The following is a 14177-nucleotide window of genomic DNA, read 5'->3' on the forward strand; positions in this document are numbered from 1 at the left end:
ATAACGCAAACTTCAGCTATTCTTTCCCTGAATACCACATCAACCTGCAGGGAGAAAAGAGATGACTATGTATGCCACGCTCGAAGAAGCTATTGATGCGGCTCGCGAAGAATTCCTCGCCGATAATCCGCAACTCGACGAAGAGGATGCTGATATAGAGCAACTGAATATTCAAAAATACGTGCTGGAAGATGGTGACATCATGTGGCAGGCCGAATTCTTAGCCGAAGAAAGTGATGATGGCGAGTGCCTGCCTGTGCTGTTCGGTGAGGCAGCCCAGAGCGTATTTGACGGTGATTACGACGAAATCGAACTTCGCCAGGAGTGGCTGGAAGAGAACACCCTGCACGAATGGGATGAAGGTGAATTCCAGCTTGAACCGCCGCTTGATACCGAAGAAGGCCAGACGGCGGCCGATGAGTGGGATGAACGCTGAGGAGTCATACGGGCCGTGATGCGCTCTTGCAGGGAAAAAAATACCGGCACAGTTGCCGGTATTCTCATTAACCTGAGGCTTACTTCGTTTTCACTGCCAGCGGATTCAGCGCTAACTGTTGATAATAGCTTACCCAGGATGAATATCGTTCTGGCGCGGCCCACACACGATAGTGCAGACGCGACAGCGTCACCGGATCGCTCAACAGCACCAGACGGCGGTCACGATTAAGTTTATCTGGCGTTTCGTTCAGCGCCTGTTCAACGTGGCGATCACGGGCAATCTCCAGTACATGACTTTCACGGTGACGGGCCGTCGCCATCGCTGTCGCCAGCGCGTTGAACGACGGGTTGAATACCGCATGCATAAAGCCATGCTCCAGCTCACGCCCGCGGTTAATCAACAGATATTTATCCGTATCTTCCAGTACCTGTGGTGGCGAATACTCTTCCGGGATCAGGAACAGCTTCCAGCGCTTGCTGCGCAGACCGGCGGTGGCGCGACTGGAGAGCACAGAGACAAATGGCGACAGGATCAGCGAGAAGACGATCGGCGCCAGCCAGAACAGGAAGCGCAGATCAAGCCACGCCATCCCCACCGCCCATACCAGACCCAGCACCAGTTGCGAGCCATGGCGCATGAAGGCTTCTCCCCACGGGGTGGAGTCATCATCACGCTGCGGCGAGTTCCAGACCACTTCCCAGCCGAGAAACGCGCTGACCACGAACACGGTGTGGAACAGCATACGCACCGGCGCCAGCAGTACTGAGAACAGCACTTCCAGCAGCAGAGAAATCGTCACGCGGAAAAAGCCGCCATACTCCTTAGACCCTTTACACCACACCAGAATGATACTGAGTAGCTTTGGCAGGAACAGCAGCACCATGGTGGAGGCAAACAGCGCAATCGCCAGTTCTGGCCGCCACTGCGGCCAGACAGGAAACAGTTGTCGCGGTTGCAGGAAGTATTGCGGTTCGGTGAGCGCATGCACCACCTGAAGGGCTGTCGACAGTGCGAGGAACATAAACCACAATGGCGCGGAAAGATAGGACATTACGCCTGTCAGGAACACCGCACGGTGCACCGGGTGCATCCCTTTCACCAGGAACAGGCGGAAATTCATCAGGTTTCCCTGACACCAGCGACGGTCACGCTTGAGTTCGTCCAGCAGGTTTGGCGGCAGTTCTTCATACGACCCAGGCAGATCGTAGGCAATCCACACGCCCCAGCCAGCACGACGCATCAACGCAGCTTCCACGAAGTCGTGAGACAGGATAGAGCCAGCAAAGTTACCCTCACCCGGTAGCGGTGCCAGCGCGCAGTGCTCGATGAACGGCTTCACGCGAATAATGGCGTTATGCCCCCAGTAATGAGATTCCCCCAGTTGCCAGAAATGCAGGCCGGCGGTGAACAGCGGGCCGTAAACGCGAGTGGCAAATTGCTGACAGCGCGCATAGAGCGTGTCCATCCCGGACGCTTTCGGCGAGGACTGGATGATCCCGGCATTCGGATTCGCTTCCATCAGACGCACCAGCCCGGTCAGGCACTCGCCGCTCATCACGGAGTCGGCATCCAGCACCACCATGTAGCTGTACTGGCTGCCCCAGCGACGGCAGAAATCATCGATGTTACCGCTTTTGCGCTTCACACGGCGACGGCGGCGACGGTAGAAGATCTGCCCTTCGCCCTGCACTTCGGCAATCAGCTCCATCCATGCTTTTTGCTCGGCCACACAGATGTCGGGGTTGTAGCTGTCGCTCAGGATGTAAACATCGAAATGCTGTGACTGCCCCGTGGCTTTGACTGACTCCCAGGTCGCACGCAGCCCGGCGAAGACGCGGTTCACGTCCTCGTTACAGATAGGCATGATAAGCGCAGTGCGATGTTCCGGGTTAATCGGCTCATCACCGGTCGTGGAGGCCGAAATACTGTATTTATCTTTGCCGATGAGCAATTGCAAAAAGCCCATCAGCGCGGTCCAGAAACCTGCCGATACCCAGCAAAACAGCACGGCGAAGAGGATGAGGATCCCGGTTTGCAGCACATACGGCAGAAGCTGCATAAAAGAGACCCACAGATCCTGGCCTACCATATCCGCAGGGTTAATCAGCGCCCAGCCCTGATAAGGCAGGATGGTTTTCATATACCAGGTGGCGACCACTGTCTGCGCCAGGGTTAGCAGCAGCAGAATATAGCGGCGAATCGAACCGACCATGCGCCACTTCTGCTCACGCGCCTGTTCTTCTTTGGTAAGACGTGACAGATAGCGGGGGGTAACGTCACGCCCACGCAGCCGGTCCCAGAAACGCCCAATCGGGTTGGTGCGCCATGGGTCGGGGAACATGGAGGAACGTTTCGCTTCTGGCATCGCCTGCAACTGATCGCGACCTTCATCGTCTTTGATCAGTTGACCTTCCGCTAACGAGTCTGGCCAGCTATGTTCGAGACGCGCTTTAACCGACGCTAAGGGAGTATCGTCGTCACGCGCAAACGTCCGGTGGTCAGCATCCAGCGCTTCGTGAACGGCACGAAGATCTGTGTCGGGCAACGCGGCTTTTTCTGCATCCGAAAGCGGCAGAGCGTCAATGTACTTCGTTGTCTTATTCATTGGCAGGCAGCTGATAGCTCCAGGTTTCGCTCAGCGTCTGGTCAGCATTGACCAGCGCGGCGCGCATGTCCGTGGTTTTCTTGGCATCTTTCACTTTGACGCGCAGCATTAAGCGCCAGCCTTTGGTCAGTGGATTATAGCGAACGCTGTTTTCAACGATTTCGCCATTGTCGCCAATGCTGGTCTGCGCGGTTACCGGGGTATCCTGCGGCAGTTTTTTCATGTCTGCGCCGGTGAAATCAACGACAAAAGCGATAGTGCCATCTGGCTGACGGATCAGGTTCGCCTGCTTAACATCACCGGTGGAGCGGCGGGTTTGCATCACGAATGCGTTATCCGGCGCATGCAGCTTGTCTTCGTCACGACTGAAGGTGATGGTGTATTTATAGTTCATCTCCTTGCCAGCCTCAGGCAATTGCTCAGGCGTCCAGTAGGCGACGACGTTGTCGTTGGTTTCATCGTTGGTTGGAATTTCAACCAGTTCGATTTTACCTTTACCCCAGTCCCCTTTCGGCGTGATCCATGCGCTTGGCCGCAGGTCGTAGCGGTCATCAAGATCTTCAAAACGCGAGAACTGACGACCACGCTGCAGCAGACCAAAACCCTGTGGGTTTTCGGTTTCATAGCTGCTGACGGCGAGGTGTTTCGGGTTGTTGAGCGGACGCCAGATCCATTCGCCATTACCGGCATGGATGGAAAGGCCGTTGGAGTCATGCATCTCCGGGCGATAGTTAGTCGTCGGCGACGGCTGGTTCGGCCCATACAGGAACATACTGGTCAGCGGCGCAACACCCAGTTTACCGACTTTGTCACGCAGATAGATTTTAGACTGCACGTCGACCACGGTATCGCGGCCCGGGATCACGACAAAACGGTAAGCGCCAGCGGCGCGGGGTGAATCCAGCAGTGCATAAATGGTCAGACGTTTATCGGTCGGTTTTGGACGCTCAATCCAGAACTCGCGAAAACGCGGAAACTCTTCGCCCGACGGCAGCGCGGTATCAATGGCGAGCCCACGCGCGGATAAGCCATAAACCTGACCCTGGCCGATCACCCGGAAATAACTGGCGCCGAGCATGCTGACGATCTCATCATTCTTATCTTTGCTGTTGATCGGATAGAGGATTTTGAAACCGGCAAAGCCCAGATCCTTGACCGTATCTTTGTCATGCGGGACATCGCCAAAATTGAAGTAATCCGGGCTATATTTAATTTTGCGCACGGCGGTGGCGGTCACTTCATTAACGGTTACCGGCGTATCGAAGTACATCCCCTGATGATAGAACTCTAATTTGAACGGGGTTTTGATGTTGCTCCAGTAGGCTTTATCGTGGTTGAACTGGATCTTTTGATAGTCCGCGTATTTCATGTCGCGGAAAGCGGAGGGCAGGTTGCTTTTTGGTGCCTCGTAGCCTTTGCCAGCGAGTGATTTTGCCTGCTTTGCAACGTCATCAATACTAAATGCCCATGCAGATGAAGTACACAGGGATAACATTACGGCTGCGCCAATCCAGCGCAGTTTCATCATCTGTGGTGTATGTTTCATATAAGTAAGCACTTCCCCCTTTGTGTGCTTAAATCGATCCGATCTATTTTAATGGAAACTCAAGCAATCCGACAACTGAATCCCAGTCAGGTTCAGCACGCCGGCGCATGGATTAGTCACTGATCCGCTGCCTTTTTGTACTTTGCGTGCTTATCCTGGAGACAGGTTCCCGGACATCGTGTAGGGTTGCTGCCGAATTTAAACGTTATCGCCACTCGCGATAAGACGAAAAGTCTGAGATTGTACGTAAGTCTATGAATAAAGTACCGCCACAACGTGAATATTTCCTTGATTCCATCCGGGCATGGCTGATGTTATTAGGGATTCCTTTTCACATATCGTTGATCTACTCAAGCCATGTCTGGCACGTGAACAGCGCGGAGCCATCATGGTGGCTGACGCTGTTCAATGATTTCATTCATTCGTTCCGCATGCAGGTCTTTTTCGTCATCTCCGGCTACTTTTCTTACATGCTGTTTTTGCGTTATCCGCTTAAAAAATGGTGGAAAGTGCGCGTTGAGCGCGTCGGGATCCCCCTGCTGACCGCCATTCCGCTGCTGACACTGCCACAGTTTATTATGCTGCAGTACGTGAAGGGCAAAACCGACAGCTGGCAGAGCCTGTCGCTGTATGACAAGTACAACACGCTGGTGTGGGAGTTGATTTCGCACCTGTGGTTCCTGCTGGTGCTGGTCGTGTTGACCACCGTGAGCATTGTAGTATTTCGCTGGCTGAGACGTCGTCAGACCCGCGCCCGCAAGCGCTTCTTCGAACATGTCACGCTCGGGCAGTTGACGCTGCTGTTCCTGGCGCTCGGTGTGCTTTATGCCGCGATTCGCCGCACGCTGTTCATCATTTATCCGCCGATTCTGAGCGATGGCCTGTTCAACTTCGCTGTAATGCAGACGCTGTTCTATGTGCCGTTCTTTGTCATTGGCGCGCAGGCGTTTATCAATCCACGACTGAAAGCGCTGTTCACTACCCCTTCCCGATGGTGCCTGGTCGCTGCGGTGCTGGGCTTTATCGCCTATCGTCTGAATCAGCAATACGGTTCCGGTGATGCCTGGATGTATGAGACGGAATCGGTCATTACGATGGTGTTGGGGCTGTGGATGGTGAATGTGGTGTTTGCCTTCGGGCATCGGCTGCTGAATTTTCAGTCGGCGCGCGTCACCTACTTCGTCAACGCTTCGCTGTTTATCTATCTGGTACATCATCCCTTAACGCTTTTCTACGGGGCGTGGATTACGCCATTCATTACATCTAATACGCTGGGCTTTCTCGCCGGGCTGGTATTTGTTATCGGCTGCGCACTCATTTTGTATGAGATTCATTTACGCATTCCGCTGCTGCGCTTCCTCTTTTCCGGTAAACCTTTACAGGCACCGAAAAAAGCGCAGACCAGCGCCTGTTAAGTAAAGCCCCTCCTGGAGGGGCTTTTTTTGGCTACTGATAATCGACTCGCAACACCGCCAGGGTTTTTTGCGGGTTGATGTAATCCATTTTCACCACTGCGATCGCATTATTCCCTTTAATCCCTTTTTCGGCTTGTTCGAGAGAATAGACAGAGGTTTTTGTTACGCCATCGCGATAACAGCTAAACGCCACGTTTTCAGCGGTGCGCGCGATGTTGCAGGGGTCTTCGACAATAGCGCCCCGGAAGTGAATCACTCCGCCCGGCGAGGTGGTAGCCGCGTGAGTTACCGTGGATGAGATGAGGAGAAGCAAGGAAAGCGTCGTGCCTGCAAATGTTTTCATGTCAAACCTCTTCAGTATGGCTCATCCTTGAGTGCGGTAAGCAATGCACCAGACGATAGCTACTGTGTTTACAACTTGACACGGTGACTAACATTTATTACAGCATATTAACGTTTCTGATTTTCCGCCAGTCGATTCAATGACTTGATTTACTGAATTTATGGTCAAATTTTGTTCGATGACAACCACTGCTGCGACAAATGAAGCGACTGACCGTCCGTGACGGTGACCACCACTGTTACCGTGTCTTCAGGCGTCAAATTTATACGAAGTTGTGGCAGTTCAATCGCCTGATTAGCGGGCAAAGAGAGGGTCTTACTCTGCTGTATCTGACTTGTGCCGCTCTGCCCTTCCCGCCGGGTCTGCACCTGGACGCGACAGACGCAGGACTGGTTTAAGGTGACGACCGGCATAATGGTGGTGAGACCTCCTTGCTGCGCGACGTCAAATGCAATCTGATTGCTCAACGCCGCCAGCAGCAACAAACTGTGCATATTCGCCTCCAGAAAAAAACAGGGCCAGCGCCCTGTTTTTTTAAGATGACAACCAGGGAACTCAGTACTGGCTGGCTGTTGCGTTGTTGCCAAAACCAACCTGATGGACGGTGACACTGGAGTCAGAAGCGGACTGGTTAACCAAAGCGCCGTTGCTTGCACCGAACTGACGCACTTCGACTTCAGAGTTTTTGCTGTTCCACTGATCGATAGTGGCGTTGTTTGCATAGCCATTCTGCAGCAGATCAATAGCACTGGTGTCAGATCCCTGACCCACGTCCGCTGCGTTGGCACCGCCATACTGTTTGATGGTCAGATCAGAGTTACGCGCATCGCTTTGCAACGCGGTCGCCAGGTTACCGCCACCGTACTGGTAAATGCTCATGGTTGACTCAGGGCCTGTGGTGCTGCCACCGCCGCCATGACCCCCGCCATATTGCGGAACAAGACCTGCCAGAGCACTGCCAGAAACTACAATTGCTGCGAATGCTGCTACTTTGATAAGTTTCATGGTAAACCCCCATCGGATTGATTTTAATTGTCGTGAATAGCTAACGCTGAATAATGCGGATGGCCATTTGCGACTGTCGTTGCACTACTACTGCGGTTTTTTGCGTACCAAACTGAGAAATATTTGCTTTATTACCGGAACCTTTCTGGATAATGGCCGCAGTATTTCCATATCCTCCTTGCTGAATATTTGCATCGTTGGTACTACCTGCCTGAGCAATATAAGCAAGGTTATACGTTCCTGACTGGTCAATTCGCGCCCTGTTAGCAGAACCCTCCTGAGAAATAACAGAAAGGACTTTTGAACCACTCTGACGAATAGTGGCATTATGATAACTACCCTGCTGACCAATAATGGCTGCCTGATTATAAGATGGATCACTTAACTCATTAATCGCGAGGTTATATTCTGAATTAGCCAGATCATGACCTGCTGCGATGACTAACCCATGCGAACCCAGTACTGTTAACAGCATAAATAACAATTTGTTTTTCATGTTGTCACCCTGGACCTGGCACTGTTGTAATAATAACGTACGGGTAATATGTAAACGACTCACGTATTTTGTTACCGTGGCGTTACGGTGAAGAGTATGTCCGGAGAAACATATTAAATATCTCACCCGCCAGTGGTATTTTATTGCTTATATTCACCCCTAAGTATGAACCAGGGCGTGTAATCGTAGCGGCAGGCGGTTTTTATTTTTCTCTATTTTATGGAGTTTGCCGGGGATGTATACATCGTCTGGCGATGCCGTCGTCACGAGAAGTTGACGGTTCCATCATTGCGAAAAACGCTAATTTGCTATCACGTCGTCACCAGGTTCGATTTTTCGAAAGGTTCAGACCTGTACAGATATTACTGTCAGAATTTTGTAATAAGATGCGCATAGAATCGCATTACTCAAAGAATAAAAACATTATAAATCAATCAATAGAAACAAAAATCCGGATCAGGAAAAACTGTGCATAATTAGCGAAATGTACAACTTTTCCATTAAATCTAAACAGATTAGAATCCACAAGTACACATTTTAATATTTATTTTTACATTTTGTTACACGATTAACACTTGCTTTAAGATTAGTAATGACTAGATTGAAATTAGCCGTACATAATTTGTTTTAATTTTAACCTCCATCTCGGGGGTTATGGCACTTTCTACACACAGCAATTCCGTATCTGTCAGTACTTCTGGTGCTCACGGCTTCGTCGTGGGCAACTGCCAGATGCGCTCAAAAAGTGGGGTTTCATCATGTTTAATGAAGTCCATAGTATTCATGGCCATACGTTATTGTTGATCACTAAACCTTCTTTGCAGGCTACAGCGCTGCTTCAGCATTTAAAGCACTCGCTGATATTAACAACGAAATTGCATAATATTCAGCGTTCTCTCGATGATATACCGGCAGGAAGCATCATATTATTCGATATGATGGAAGCCGATAAAAAACTCATTCATTACTGGCAGGAAAACTTAAGCAGAAAAAACAATAATATCAGAGTGCTGCTTTTAAATACGCCTGATGAATATCCTTTCCGGGATATTGAAAACTGGCCATATATCAATGGTGTATTCTACGCCTCTGAAGATGAGTCGCGTCTGCTTGAGGGTTTGCATGGCGTGTTACGCGGTGAATGTTATTTCTCACAAAAGTTGGCAAGTTATCTGATTACCCATTCCGGCAACTACCGGTATAACGGCACAGATACCACGCTGCTTACCCATCGGGAGAAAGAGATCCTCAACAAGCTACGGATTGGCGCGTCCAACAACGAGATCGCCCGCTCGCTGTTTATCAGCGAGAACACGGTCAAAACACACCTGTATAATCTTTTCAAAAAGATATCCGTTAAAAACCGCACACAAGCGGTCTCGTGGGCCAACGATAACCTCAGGCGATAACGCCATGAAACGCTATTTAGCCTGGCTTGTGGCAGCAGATATTCTGTTCGCCACCGGGGATCTGCACGCCGTTGAAGTAGAAATTCCCGGTTTATTAACCGACCACACGGTGTCGTCTGTGGGACATGACTTTTATCGTTCTTTTAGCGACAAGTGGGAAAGTGAATACAAGGGTAATCTGACGATTAATGAGCGGCCCAGTGCGCGATGGGGGAGTTGGATAACTATCGCCATTAATCAGGATGTCATTTTCCAGACGTTTCTCTTTCCGACCAGACGCGATTTTGAAAACACAGTGGGTCAGGCGCTGGCAGCGACTGACGAGGCGATAAAACGCCGGCAGATCGATCAGACGTTGCTGAGCACTAAAGATCTCGCTCAGGACGAATTTTAAAAAACTGAATATAACGCGGAGGCTGTCATGCGTATTGCATATGCAGTGATTTCACTCATCCTGATCCCCACCGTTAGCTGGGGCGGGAATATGGTGTTCCAGTTCCGAAACCCGAATTTTGGTGGAAACCCGAATAATGGTTCTTTCCTGCTCAACAGCGCTCAGGCACAGAATTCTTATAAAGATCCGAGCTATGAAGACTATGGCGTCGAGACGCCCTCGGCGCTGGATAATTTCACGCAGGCGATCCAGTCGCAAATATTAGGCGGGCTGCTCACCAATATTAACACCGGTAAACCGGGAAGAATGGTGACCAATGATTTCATCATTGATATCACTAACCGTGACGGTCAGTTGCAATTAAACGTCACCGACCGTAAGACGGGGAAAACTTCGACCATTGAGGTGTCGGGGTTACAAACCAATTCCACCGACTTTTAACGCTCAGTTATTACAGGACGACTATCATGCAGCGCTTATTACTTCTCCTGGCCGTCAGTTTATTGAGCGGATGTTTAACGGCCCCGCCAAAAGAAGCCGCAAAACCGACCTTAATGCCTCGCGCACAAAGTTATCGTGACTTAACCCACTTACCGATGCCCAGCGGGAAGATCTTTGTTTCGGTATACAACATTCAGGATGAAACCGGTCAGTTCAAGCCCTATCCGGCCAGCAACTTTTCGACCGCCGTACCGCAAAGCGCCACCGCCATGCTGGTCACCGCGCTGAAAGATTCGCGCTGGTTTGTGCCGCTGGAACGCCAGGGTCTGCAAAACCTGCTGAACGAACGCAAAATCATTCGCGCGGCGCAGGAAAACGGTACGGTAGCGATCAACAATCGTATTCCGTTACAGTCGCTGACTGCGGCTAATATCATGATTGAAGGCTCGATCATTGGTTACGAGAGCAATGTGAAGTCAGGTGGGGTCGGCGCACGCTACTTCGGGATTGGCGCAGACACCCAATACCAGCTCGACCAAATCGCAGTCAACCTGCGGGTAGTCAACGTCAGCACCGGCGAAATTCTCTCGTCAGTCAACACCAGCAAAACCATTCTTTCCTATGAAGTGCAGGCTGGGGTATTCCGCTTTATTGATTATCAGCGTCTGCTGGAAGGAGAAATTGGCTATACCGCCAACGAACCGGTGATGCTGTGCCTGATGTCAGCGATTGAAACGGGCGTCATCTATCTGATTAACGATGGCATTGACCGCAGCTTGTGGGATCTGCAAAACAAAGCCGATTTGAATAATCCTGTGCTGGCGAAGTATCGCGAGATGTCAGTACCGCCTGAATCCTGATCGCTGGCAAAAAAAGCGTGGCTCCTGGCCACGCTTTTTTATTCACGCTGTAACGAGGGCGATTGCGCCTTCAGCCGCCGCGACGCCAGCCACAGGCCGCTGTTTTTCATTGCATAACCGAACAACAACCCCAGCGCCAGTGACGGAACAATCACTCGCCAGTCGCCCTGCCCCGCGAAGGTTGCGCCTGCGCCGATAAAAGTACCGGGAACGAACGACAACAGCAGTTGTTTCGCCTGAATACACATCAGAAACGCGACGATGCCGGTCATGGAATAACTGAGAATGTCGAGGTGCGGCGCCAGCGCGCTGCCATACATAATGACCTGCGCCCACAGGACACCGCTCATCACGGTGCAGGCGGCAATCAACAGCCCTTTCAGCCCGCCCTGCGGACAGGCGAAATAGGCGGTACAACCGAGAAAACCGGCCCAACTCAGTAGACCTAAAGAGACAGCCACCCACCCCCAGATGCCAGAGAGAATGCCTGTTGTCAGTGCGATAGAAAAGAGTATGTTCATGGCGCGAATCATAGCAGAAACGCGCCACTTAATTGTGACGCAAGTCACATTATCATCACGCAATGATTTCACGTTACATTGATAATGTGATTTATATCACTCTCCATTCTCTTCCTGTAATTCATCCCACATGGCGGAAATCGCCTCGCGGGTCAGCGGCGCCATCGTCCGCCAGAACGGGGTAGTGGCGTGTGCTTCGAGTTTGCCGAGGAAGGCACCGCACCAGGGCAACAGGTACTCTGCGAACAGGGTTTCCAACGCCTCACTTTCATCCTCTTCCGACTGATCTTCGAGCCAGGACGCGGCCAGCAACAGCGTACCGAGATGATCAGCGGGCGCGTCGCTGAGGGGCATACCCCGTTCAGACAAAAACGCGCGGACGTCCGCTTCTTTGATCTCACTCTGCCAGTGACTGGCAAACGGCGGAACGCTGCACTCGTCACCGACGAACAGCGCGTTGTAATCCGCAGCAATCTGCTGCCCGTCACAGTTTTTCTGCAGACGCTCCAGCAGCTCGTCCTGTTCGAGCGGCCAGCTTTCCGCCAGTTTGCCTTCGCGGATCAGGGTAAACAGCGGCACCAGCAGTGGATCCTGCGGCTGACGGTAGTAAAGCGATCCCAGCACGCGGCAGAGGATTGAAAACTCGTTCATTCAGTTATTCCAGTTAACAAATTACAGTTCAGAAAATTCAGGGATCGGCGCCATTCCGCGGGACTCGAGGAAGTTCAGGAAACGGCGCGGCGTGACGTTCAGAATACGGTCTTCCGGGAAATCGACAGCATCGAGGATTTTCTGGCATTCCGTGAAATCGCCCAGCGTGAAGGCGGTGTGTGAATCAGAACCCAGCGCAACCCAGCCGCCTGCATCCCGCACAGCTTCAGCTATCGCGCGGCAATTGTCTTCGCTGCCAATGCGCGACGCAACAAAGGAGGAGTTGTTAATCTCCAGCGCTACCTGATATTTCGCTGCCGCTTTGGCAATGGCCGGGATATCGACCGGGAATTTCGGATTACCCGGATGGCTGATGATATGCACGTTGCCACTGGCCATGGTGGCGATCATCGCTTCAGTGTGGGTGGCTTTATCCTGCGGGGGGAAGACAGGCTCATGGAAACCTGCGATGATCAAATCTAATGACGTCAGCATCGGTCCGGTGCAGTCAATTTCGCCCTGGGTGTTTTTGATGTTTGCCTCAATGCCACGCAGGATGCCCACGCCATCTACCATACGCGGCCAGATGCGCATATTGATAAAGTGCCAGTGGTGTGGTGCATCGGCCATGTCAGGGCCATGATCGGTGATAGCAAACAGCGCGATTCCTTTGCGCTTCGCCTCAGCAATATAGTCATGAAGGGTGCTGTAGGCATGGGTACTGGCGACGGTGTGCATGTGCAGGTCAACGGGATACATTGCTCTCTCCTCTCTGTTTTACGCCAAGGATAACAGGATTGCGTGAACTTTATGAGTAAAAAACCCGCTGTGACTCACCGGGTGAGTGATACTCAATAACCTGAGTGGCGATCCACTGGCTTGCTTCCCGCCTCGCCGCGCTCAAGCTGCCTGATGGTACGCGAGATAAAGTCGATCGCCTGCAAAGGTCGCGTGATCGCCGCCACATGTGGCGTGATTGCCACACGGGGATGTTTCCATAACGGACTTTCCGCCGGAAGCGGCTCCTGGTTGAAAACATCGAGCATCGCGCTTTTAACTTTGCCGCTCTCCAGCGCCTGCAGCAGATCCTCTTCAATGACATGTACGCCACGTGCCAGGTTGAGCACATAGCATTCCTCTCTGAGCTGTGCCAGCAATGTCTTATCAATAATCCCCACCGTTTCCGGCGTGTTGGGTAACAGGTTGATGAGTACACGCGTTTCACGCAGAAAATACGCCAGTTCGTCGCGCCCGGCGAAACTACTCACGTTGGGCCAGTTTTTGCGGCTACGGCTCCAGCAGCGCACCGGGAACCCCCAGCCGAGCAGGCTTTCCGCCACTTTACTACCGAGCACGCCCGCGCCCAGAATGCCAATCGTGAAGTCTTCACGCTGATATTCAGGCAGCGGTTGCCAGTGAACATTGGCCTTTTGCTGCTGATAATCATCGAAACGGCGGAACCAGTGCAACACCTGGCTGACGGCATATTCCTGCATTTGTTGCGCCATGCCAGTATCTTCAAGGCGAAACAGCGGCGTGGTTTCCGGCAGCATCTCAGGGTGAGCTTTTAATTGACTCAGAATCGAATCCACGCCCGCCCCAAGGGCGAACACCGCTTTAAGCGACCGTCCCTCCAGCATTTCCACCGGCGGATGCCAGACCAGGGCGTAATCCGCAGGCCTGTTATCGCCGCTTTTCCACTCACGCACAGTCGCGCCGGGGATCTGTTTCTCCAGTTCTGCAATCCAGAACGGAATATCAAAGGTGGGATGGTAGAAAATGATGTTCATTGGTTCTCCAGACGGATAAACGCGCTTTAGCGGTTTTACAGGAATCACGCATGTGGTTACTGGTTGTTTTATCGTGGTTTATCAGCTTAGCAAATTTCTTTTGCGCAGCCTTTAAAAAGGCGGTTGCTGACAAAAAAAGCGTTTCCGGTTCGAATTAGAAGCAAGTTGCCTGAAGAATAGCTAAACGCGCGATTATTTTGAAAAGTCAGTTGACGATCGGTACGGTTTTCCCTACATTAGCGCCCGTTCCGACGACGTCGGG

The 14177-nt window shown here is 51.8% G+C and carries 16 protein-coding genes; 6 read left to right on the forward strand and 10 right to left on the reverse strand.

Translation table 11 applies throughout. From position 1 onward, the window contains the following. Positions 1 to 61: 61 nt before the first annotated feature. The gene (locus GTGU_RS04575; RefSeq protein ID WP_038154522.1) at positions 62 to 436 is read left to right on the forward strand and encodes a MysB family protein; all 375 of its coding nucleotides are present in this window, start codon (positions 62 to 64) and stop codon (positions 434 to 436) included. Positions 437 to 515: 79 nt separating this feature from the next. Here GTGU_RS04575 and mdoH read toward each other — a convergent pair whose 3' ends face one another. Then, positions 516 to 3044: a glucans biosynthesis glucosyltransferase MdoH gene (gene mdoH, locus GTGU_RS04580; protein ID WP_038154523.1), complete on the reverse strand. Its 2529-nt coding sequence runs from the start codon at positions 3042 to 3044 to the stop codon at positions 516 to 518. After that, a complete protein-coding gene (mdoG, locus tag GTGU_RS04585; RefSeq protein WP_038154524.1) occupies positions 3037 to 4590 on the reverse strand; it encodes a glucans biosynthesis protein MdoG in 1554 nt (517 codons plus the stop codon). The genes mdoH and mdoG overlap by 8 nt, the downstream gene beginning before the upstream one ends. Before the next feature lie 254 nt (positions 4591 to 4844). Here mdoG and mdoC point away from each other — a divergent pair, with 254 nt between their 5' ends. Further along, positions 4845 to 6005 (forward strand): glucans biosynthesis protein MdoC, encoded by a 1161-nt coding sequence (mdoC, locus tag GTGU_RS04590; RefSeq protein ID WP_038154525.1) that lies wholly within the window; start codon positions 4845 to 4847, stop codon positions 6003 to 6005. 31 nt (positions 6006 to 6036) lie between these two features. On the opposite strand, the gene GTGU_RS04595 is transcribed toward mdoC, so the two are convergent. The 4 genes from GTGU_RS04595 to csgB all read right to left on the reverse strand — a co-directional run bounded on the left by GTGU_RS04595 (position 6037) and on the right by csgB (position 7849). After that, a complete protein-coding gene (locus GTGU_RS04595; RefSeq protein WP_038154526.1) occupies positions 6037 to 6348 on the reverse strand; it encodes a hypothetical protein in 312 nt (103 codons plus the stop codon). A 164-nt stretch (positions 6349 to 6512) separates the two neighbouring features. Continuing rightward, positions 6513 to 6842: a curli assembly chaperone CsgC gene (gene csgC / locus GTGU_RS04600; protein ID WP_038154527.1), complete on the reverse strand. Its 330-nt coding sequence runs from the start codon at positions 6840 to 6842 to the stop codon at positions 6513 to 6515. Positions 6843 to 6903: 61 nt separating this feature from the next. Beyond that, entirely contained in the window at positions 6904 to 7353 is a 450-nt protein-coding gene (csgA, locus tag GTGU_RS04605; protein ID WP_038154528.1) for a curli major subunit CsgA, read from the reverse strand. Between the two features lie 40 nt (positions 7354 to 7393). Continuing rightward, the gene (gene csgB / locus GTGU_RS04610) at positions 7394 to 7849 is read right to left on the reverse strand and encodes a curli minor subunit CsgB (protein WP_038154529.1); all 456 of its coding nucleotides are present in this window, start codon (positions 7847 to 7849) and stop codon (positions 7394 to 7396) included. A 758-nt stretch (positions 7850 to 8607) separates the two neighbouring features. Between csgB and csgD the strand changes: the two genes are divergently transcribed. The 4 genes from csgD to csgG are packed head-to-tail and all read left to right on the forward strand — an operon-like array spanning position 8608 to position 10953. Beyond that, positions 8608 to 9258 carry a biofilm master transcriptional regulator CsgD gene (csgD, locus tag GTGU_RS04615; RefSeq protein ID WP_038154530.1) on the forward strand — a complete coding sequence of 217 codons (651 nt, stop codon included), beginning with the start codon at positions 8608 to 8610 and terminating at the stop codon, positions 9256 to 9258. A 4-nt stretch (positions 9259 to 9262) separates the two neighbouring features. Further along, positions 9263 to 9652: a curli production assembly/transport protein CsgE gene (gene csgE, locus GTGU_RS04620; RefSeq protein ID WP_038154531.1), complete on the forward strand. Its 390-nt coding sequence runs from the start codon at positions 9263 to 9265 to the stop codon at positions 9650 to 9652. Between the two features lie 27 nt (positions 9653 to 9679). Next, on the forward strand, positions 9680 to 10093 hold the full coding sequence (gene csgF / locus GTGU_RS04625) for a curli production assembly/transport protein CsgF (RefSeq protein ID WP_038154532.1): 414 nt from the start codon (positions 9680 to 9682) through the stop codon (positions 10091 to 10093). Between the two features lie 26 nt (positions 10094 to 10119). Continuing rightward, positions 10120 to 10953 (forward strand): curli production assembly/transport protein CsgG, encoded by an 834-nt coding sequence (csgG, locus tag GTGU_RS04630; protein WP_038154533.1) that lies wholly within the window; start codon positions 10120 to 10122, stop codon positions 10951 to 10953. Between the two features lie 38 nt (positions 10954 to 10991). Here csgG and GTGU_RS04635 read toward each other — a convergent pair whose 3' ends face one another. From GTGU_RS04635 to ghrA, 4 genes are all read right to left on the reverse strand, one after another. Continuing rightward, a complete protein-coding gene (locus tag GTGU_RS04635; protein WP_156964059.1) occupies positions 10992 to 11474 on the reverse strand; it encodes a DUF1097 domain-containing protein in 483 nt (160 codons plus the stop codon). Positions 11475 to 11570: 96 nt separating this feature from the next. Continuing rightward, entirely contained in the window at positions 11571 to 12125 is a 555-nt protein-coding gene (locus GTGU_RS04640; RefSeq protein WP_038154535.1) for a TorD/DmsD family molecular chaperone, read from the reverse strand. A 21-nt stretch (positions 12126 to 12146) separates the two neighbouring features. Then, positions 12147 to 12884: a phosphatase gene (locus GTGU_RS04645; protein ID WP_038154536.1), complete on the reverse strand. Its 738-nt coding sequence runs from the start codon at positions 12882 to 12884 to the stop codon at positions 12147 to 12149. Between the two features lie 92 nt (positions 12885 to 12976). Next, entirely contained in the window at positions 12977 to 13915 is a 939-nt protein-coding gene (gene ghrA / locus GTGU_RS04650; RefSeq protein WP_038154537.1) for a glyoxylate/hydroxypyruvate reductase GhrA, read from the reverse strand. Positions 13916 to 14177 lie beyond the last annotated feature (262 nt).

Source organism: Trabulsiella guamensis ATCC 49490 (assembly GCF_000734965.1).
Taxonomy (GTDB): domain Bacteria; phylum Pseudomonadota; class Gammaproteobacteria; order Enterobacterales; family Enterobacteriaceae; genus Trabulsiella; species Trabulsiella guamensis.

Excerpts from the sequence above, each read along its gene's own strand:
- GTGU_RS04645 (WP_038154536.1), bottom strand. The coding sequence starts at position 12,884 with ATGTATCCCGTTGACCTGCACATGCACACCGTCGCCAGTACCCATGCC.
- csgD (WP_038154530.1), top strand. The coding sequence starts at position 8,608 with ATGTTTAATGAAGTCCATAGTATTCATGGCCATACGTTATTGTTGATC.
- csgC (WP_038154527.1), bottom strand. The coding sequence starts at position 6,842 with ATGCACAGTTTGTTGCTGCTGGCGGCGTTGAGCAATCAGATTGCATTT.
- csgE (WP_038154531.1), top strand. The coding sequence starts at position 9,263 with ATGAAACGCTATTTAGCCTGGCTTGTGGCAGCAGATATTCTGTTCGCC.
- GTGU_RS04575 (WP_038154522.1), top strand. The coding sequence starts at position 62 with ATGACTATGTATGCCACGCTCGAAGAAGCTATTGATGCGGCTCGCGAA.
- GTGU_RS04640 (WP_038154535.1), bottom strand. The coding sequence starts at position 12,125 with ATGAACGAGTTTTCAATCCTCTGCCGCGTGCTGGGATCGCTTTACTAC.
- csgB (WP_038154529.1), bottom strand. The coding sequence starts at position 7,849 with ATGAAAAACAAATTGTTATTTATGCTGTTAACAGTACTGGGTTCGCAT.
- csgA (WP_038154528.1), bottom strand. The coding sequence starts at position 7,353 with ATGAAACTTATCAAAGTAGCAGCATTCGCAGCAATTGTAGTTTCTGGC.
- mdoG (WP_038154524.1), bottom strand. The coding sequence starts at position 4,590 with ATGAAACATACACCACAGATGATGAAACTGCGCTGGATTGGCGCAGCC.
- GTGU_RS04635 (WP_156964059.1), bottom strand. The coding sequence starts at position 11,474 with ATGAACATACTCTTTTCTATCGCACTGACAACAGGCATTCTCTCTGGC.
- mdoH (WP_038154523.1), bottom strand. The coding sequence starts at position 3,044 with ATGAATAAGACAACGAAGTACATTGACGCTCTGCCGCTTTCGGATGCA.
- ghrA (WP_038154537.1), bottom strand. The coding sequence starts at position 13,915 with ATGAACATCATTTTCTACCATCCCACCTTTGATATTCCGTTCTGGATT.
- csgG (WP_038154533.1), top strand. The coding sequence starts at position 10,120 with ATGCAGCGCTTATTACTTCTCCTGGCCGTCAGTTTATTGAGCGGATGT.
- csgF (WP_038154532.1), top strand. The coding sequence starts at position 9,680 with ATGCGTATTGCATATGCAGTGATTTCACTCATCCTGATCCCCACCGTT.
- mdoC (WP_038154525.1), top strand. The coding sequence starts at position 4,845 with ATGAATAAAGTACCGCCACAACGTGAATATTTCCTTGATTCCATCCGG.
- GTGU_RS04595 (WP_038154526.1), bottom strand. The coding sequence starts at position 6,348 with ATGAAAACATTTGCAGGCACGACGCTTTCCTTGCTTCTCCTCATCTCA.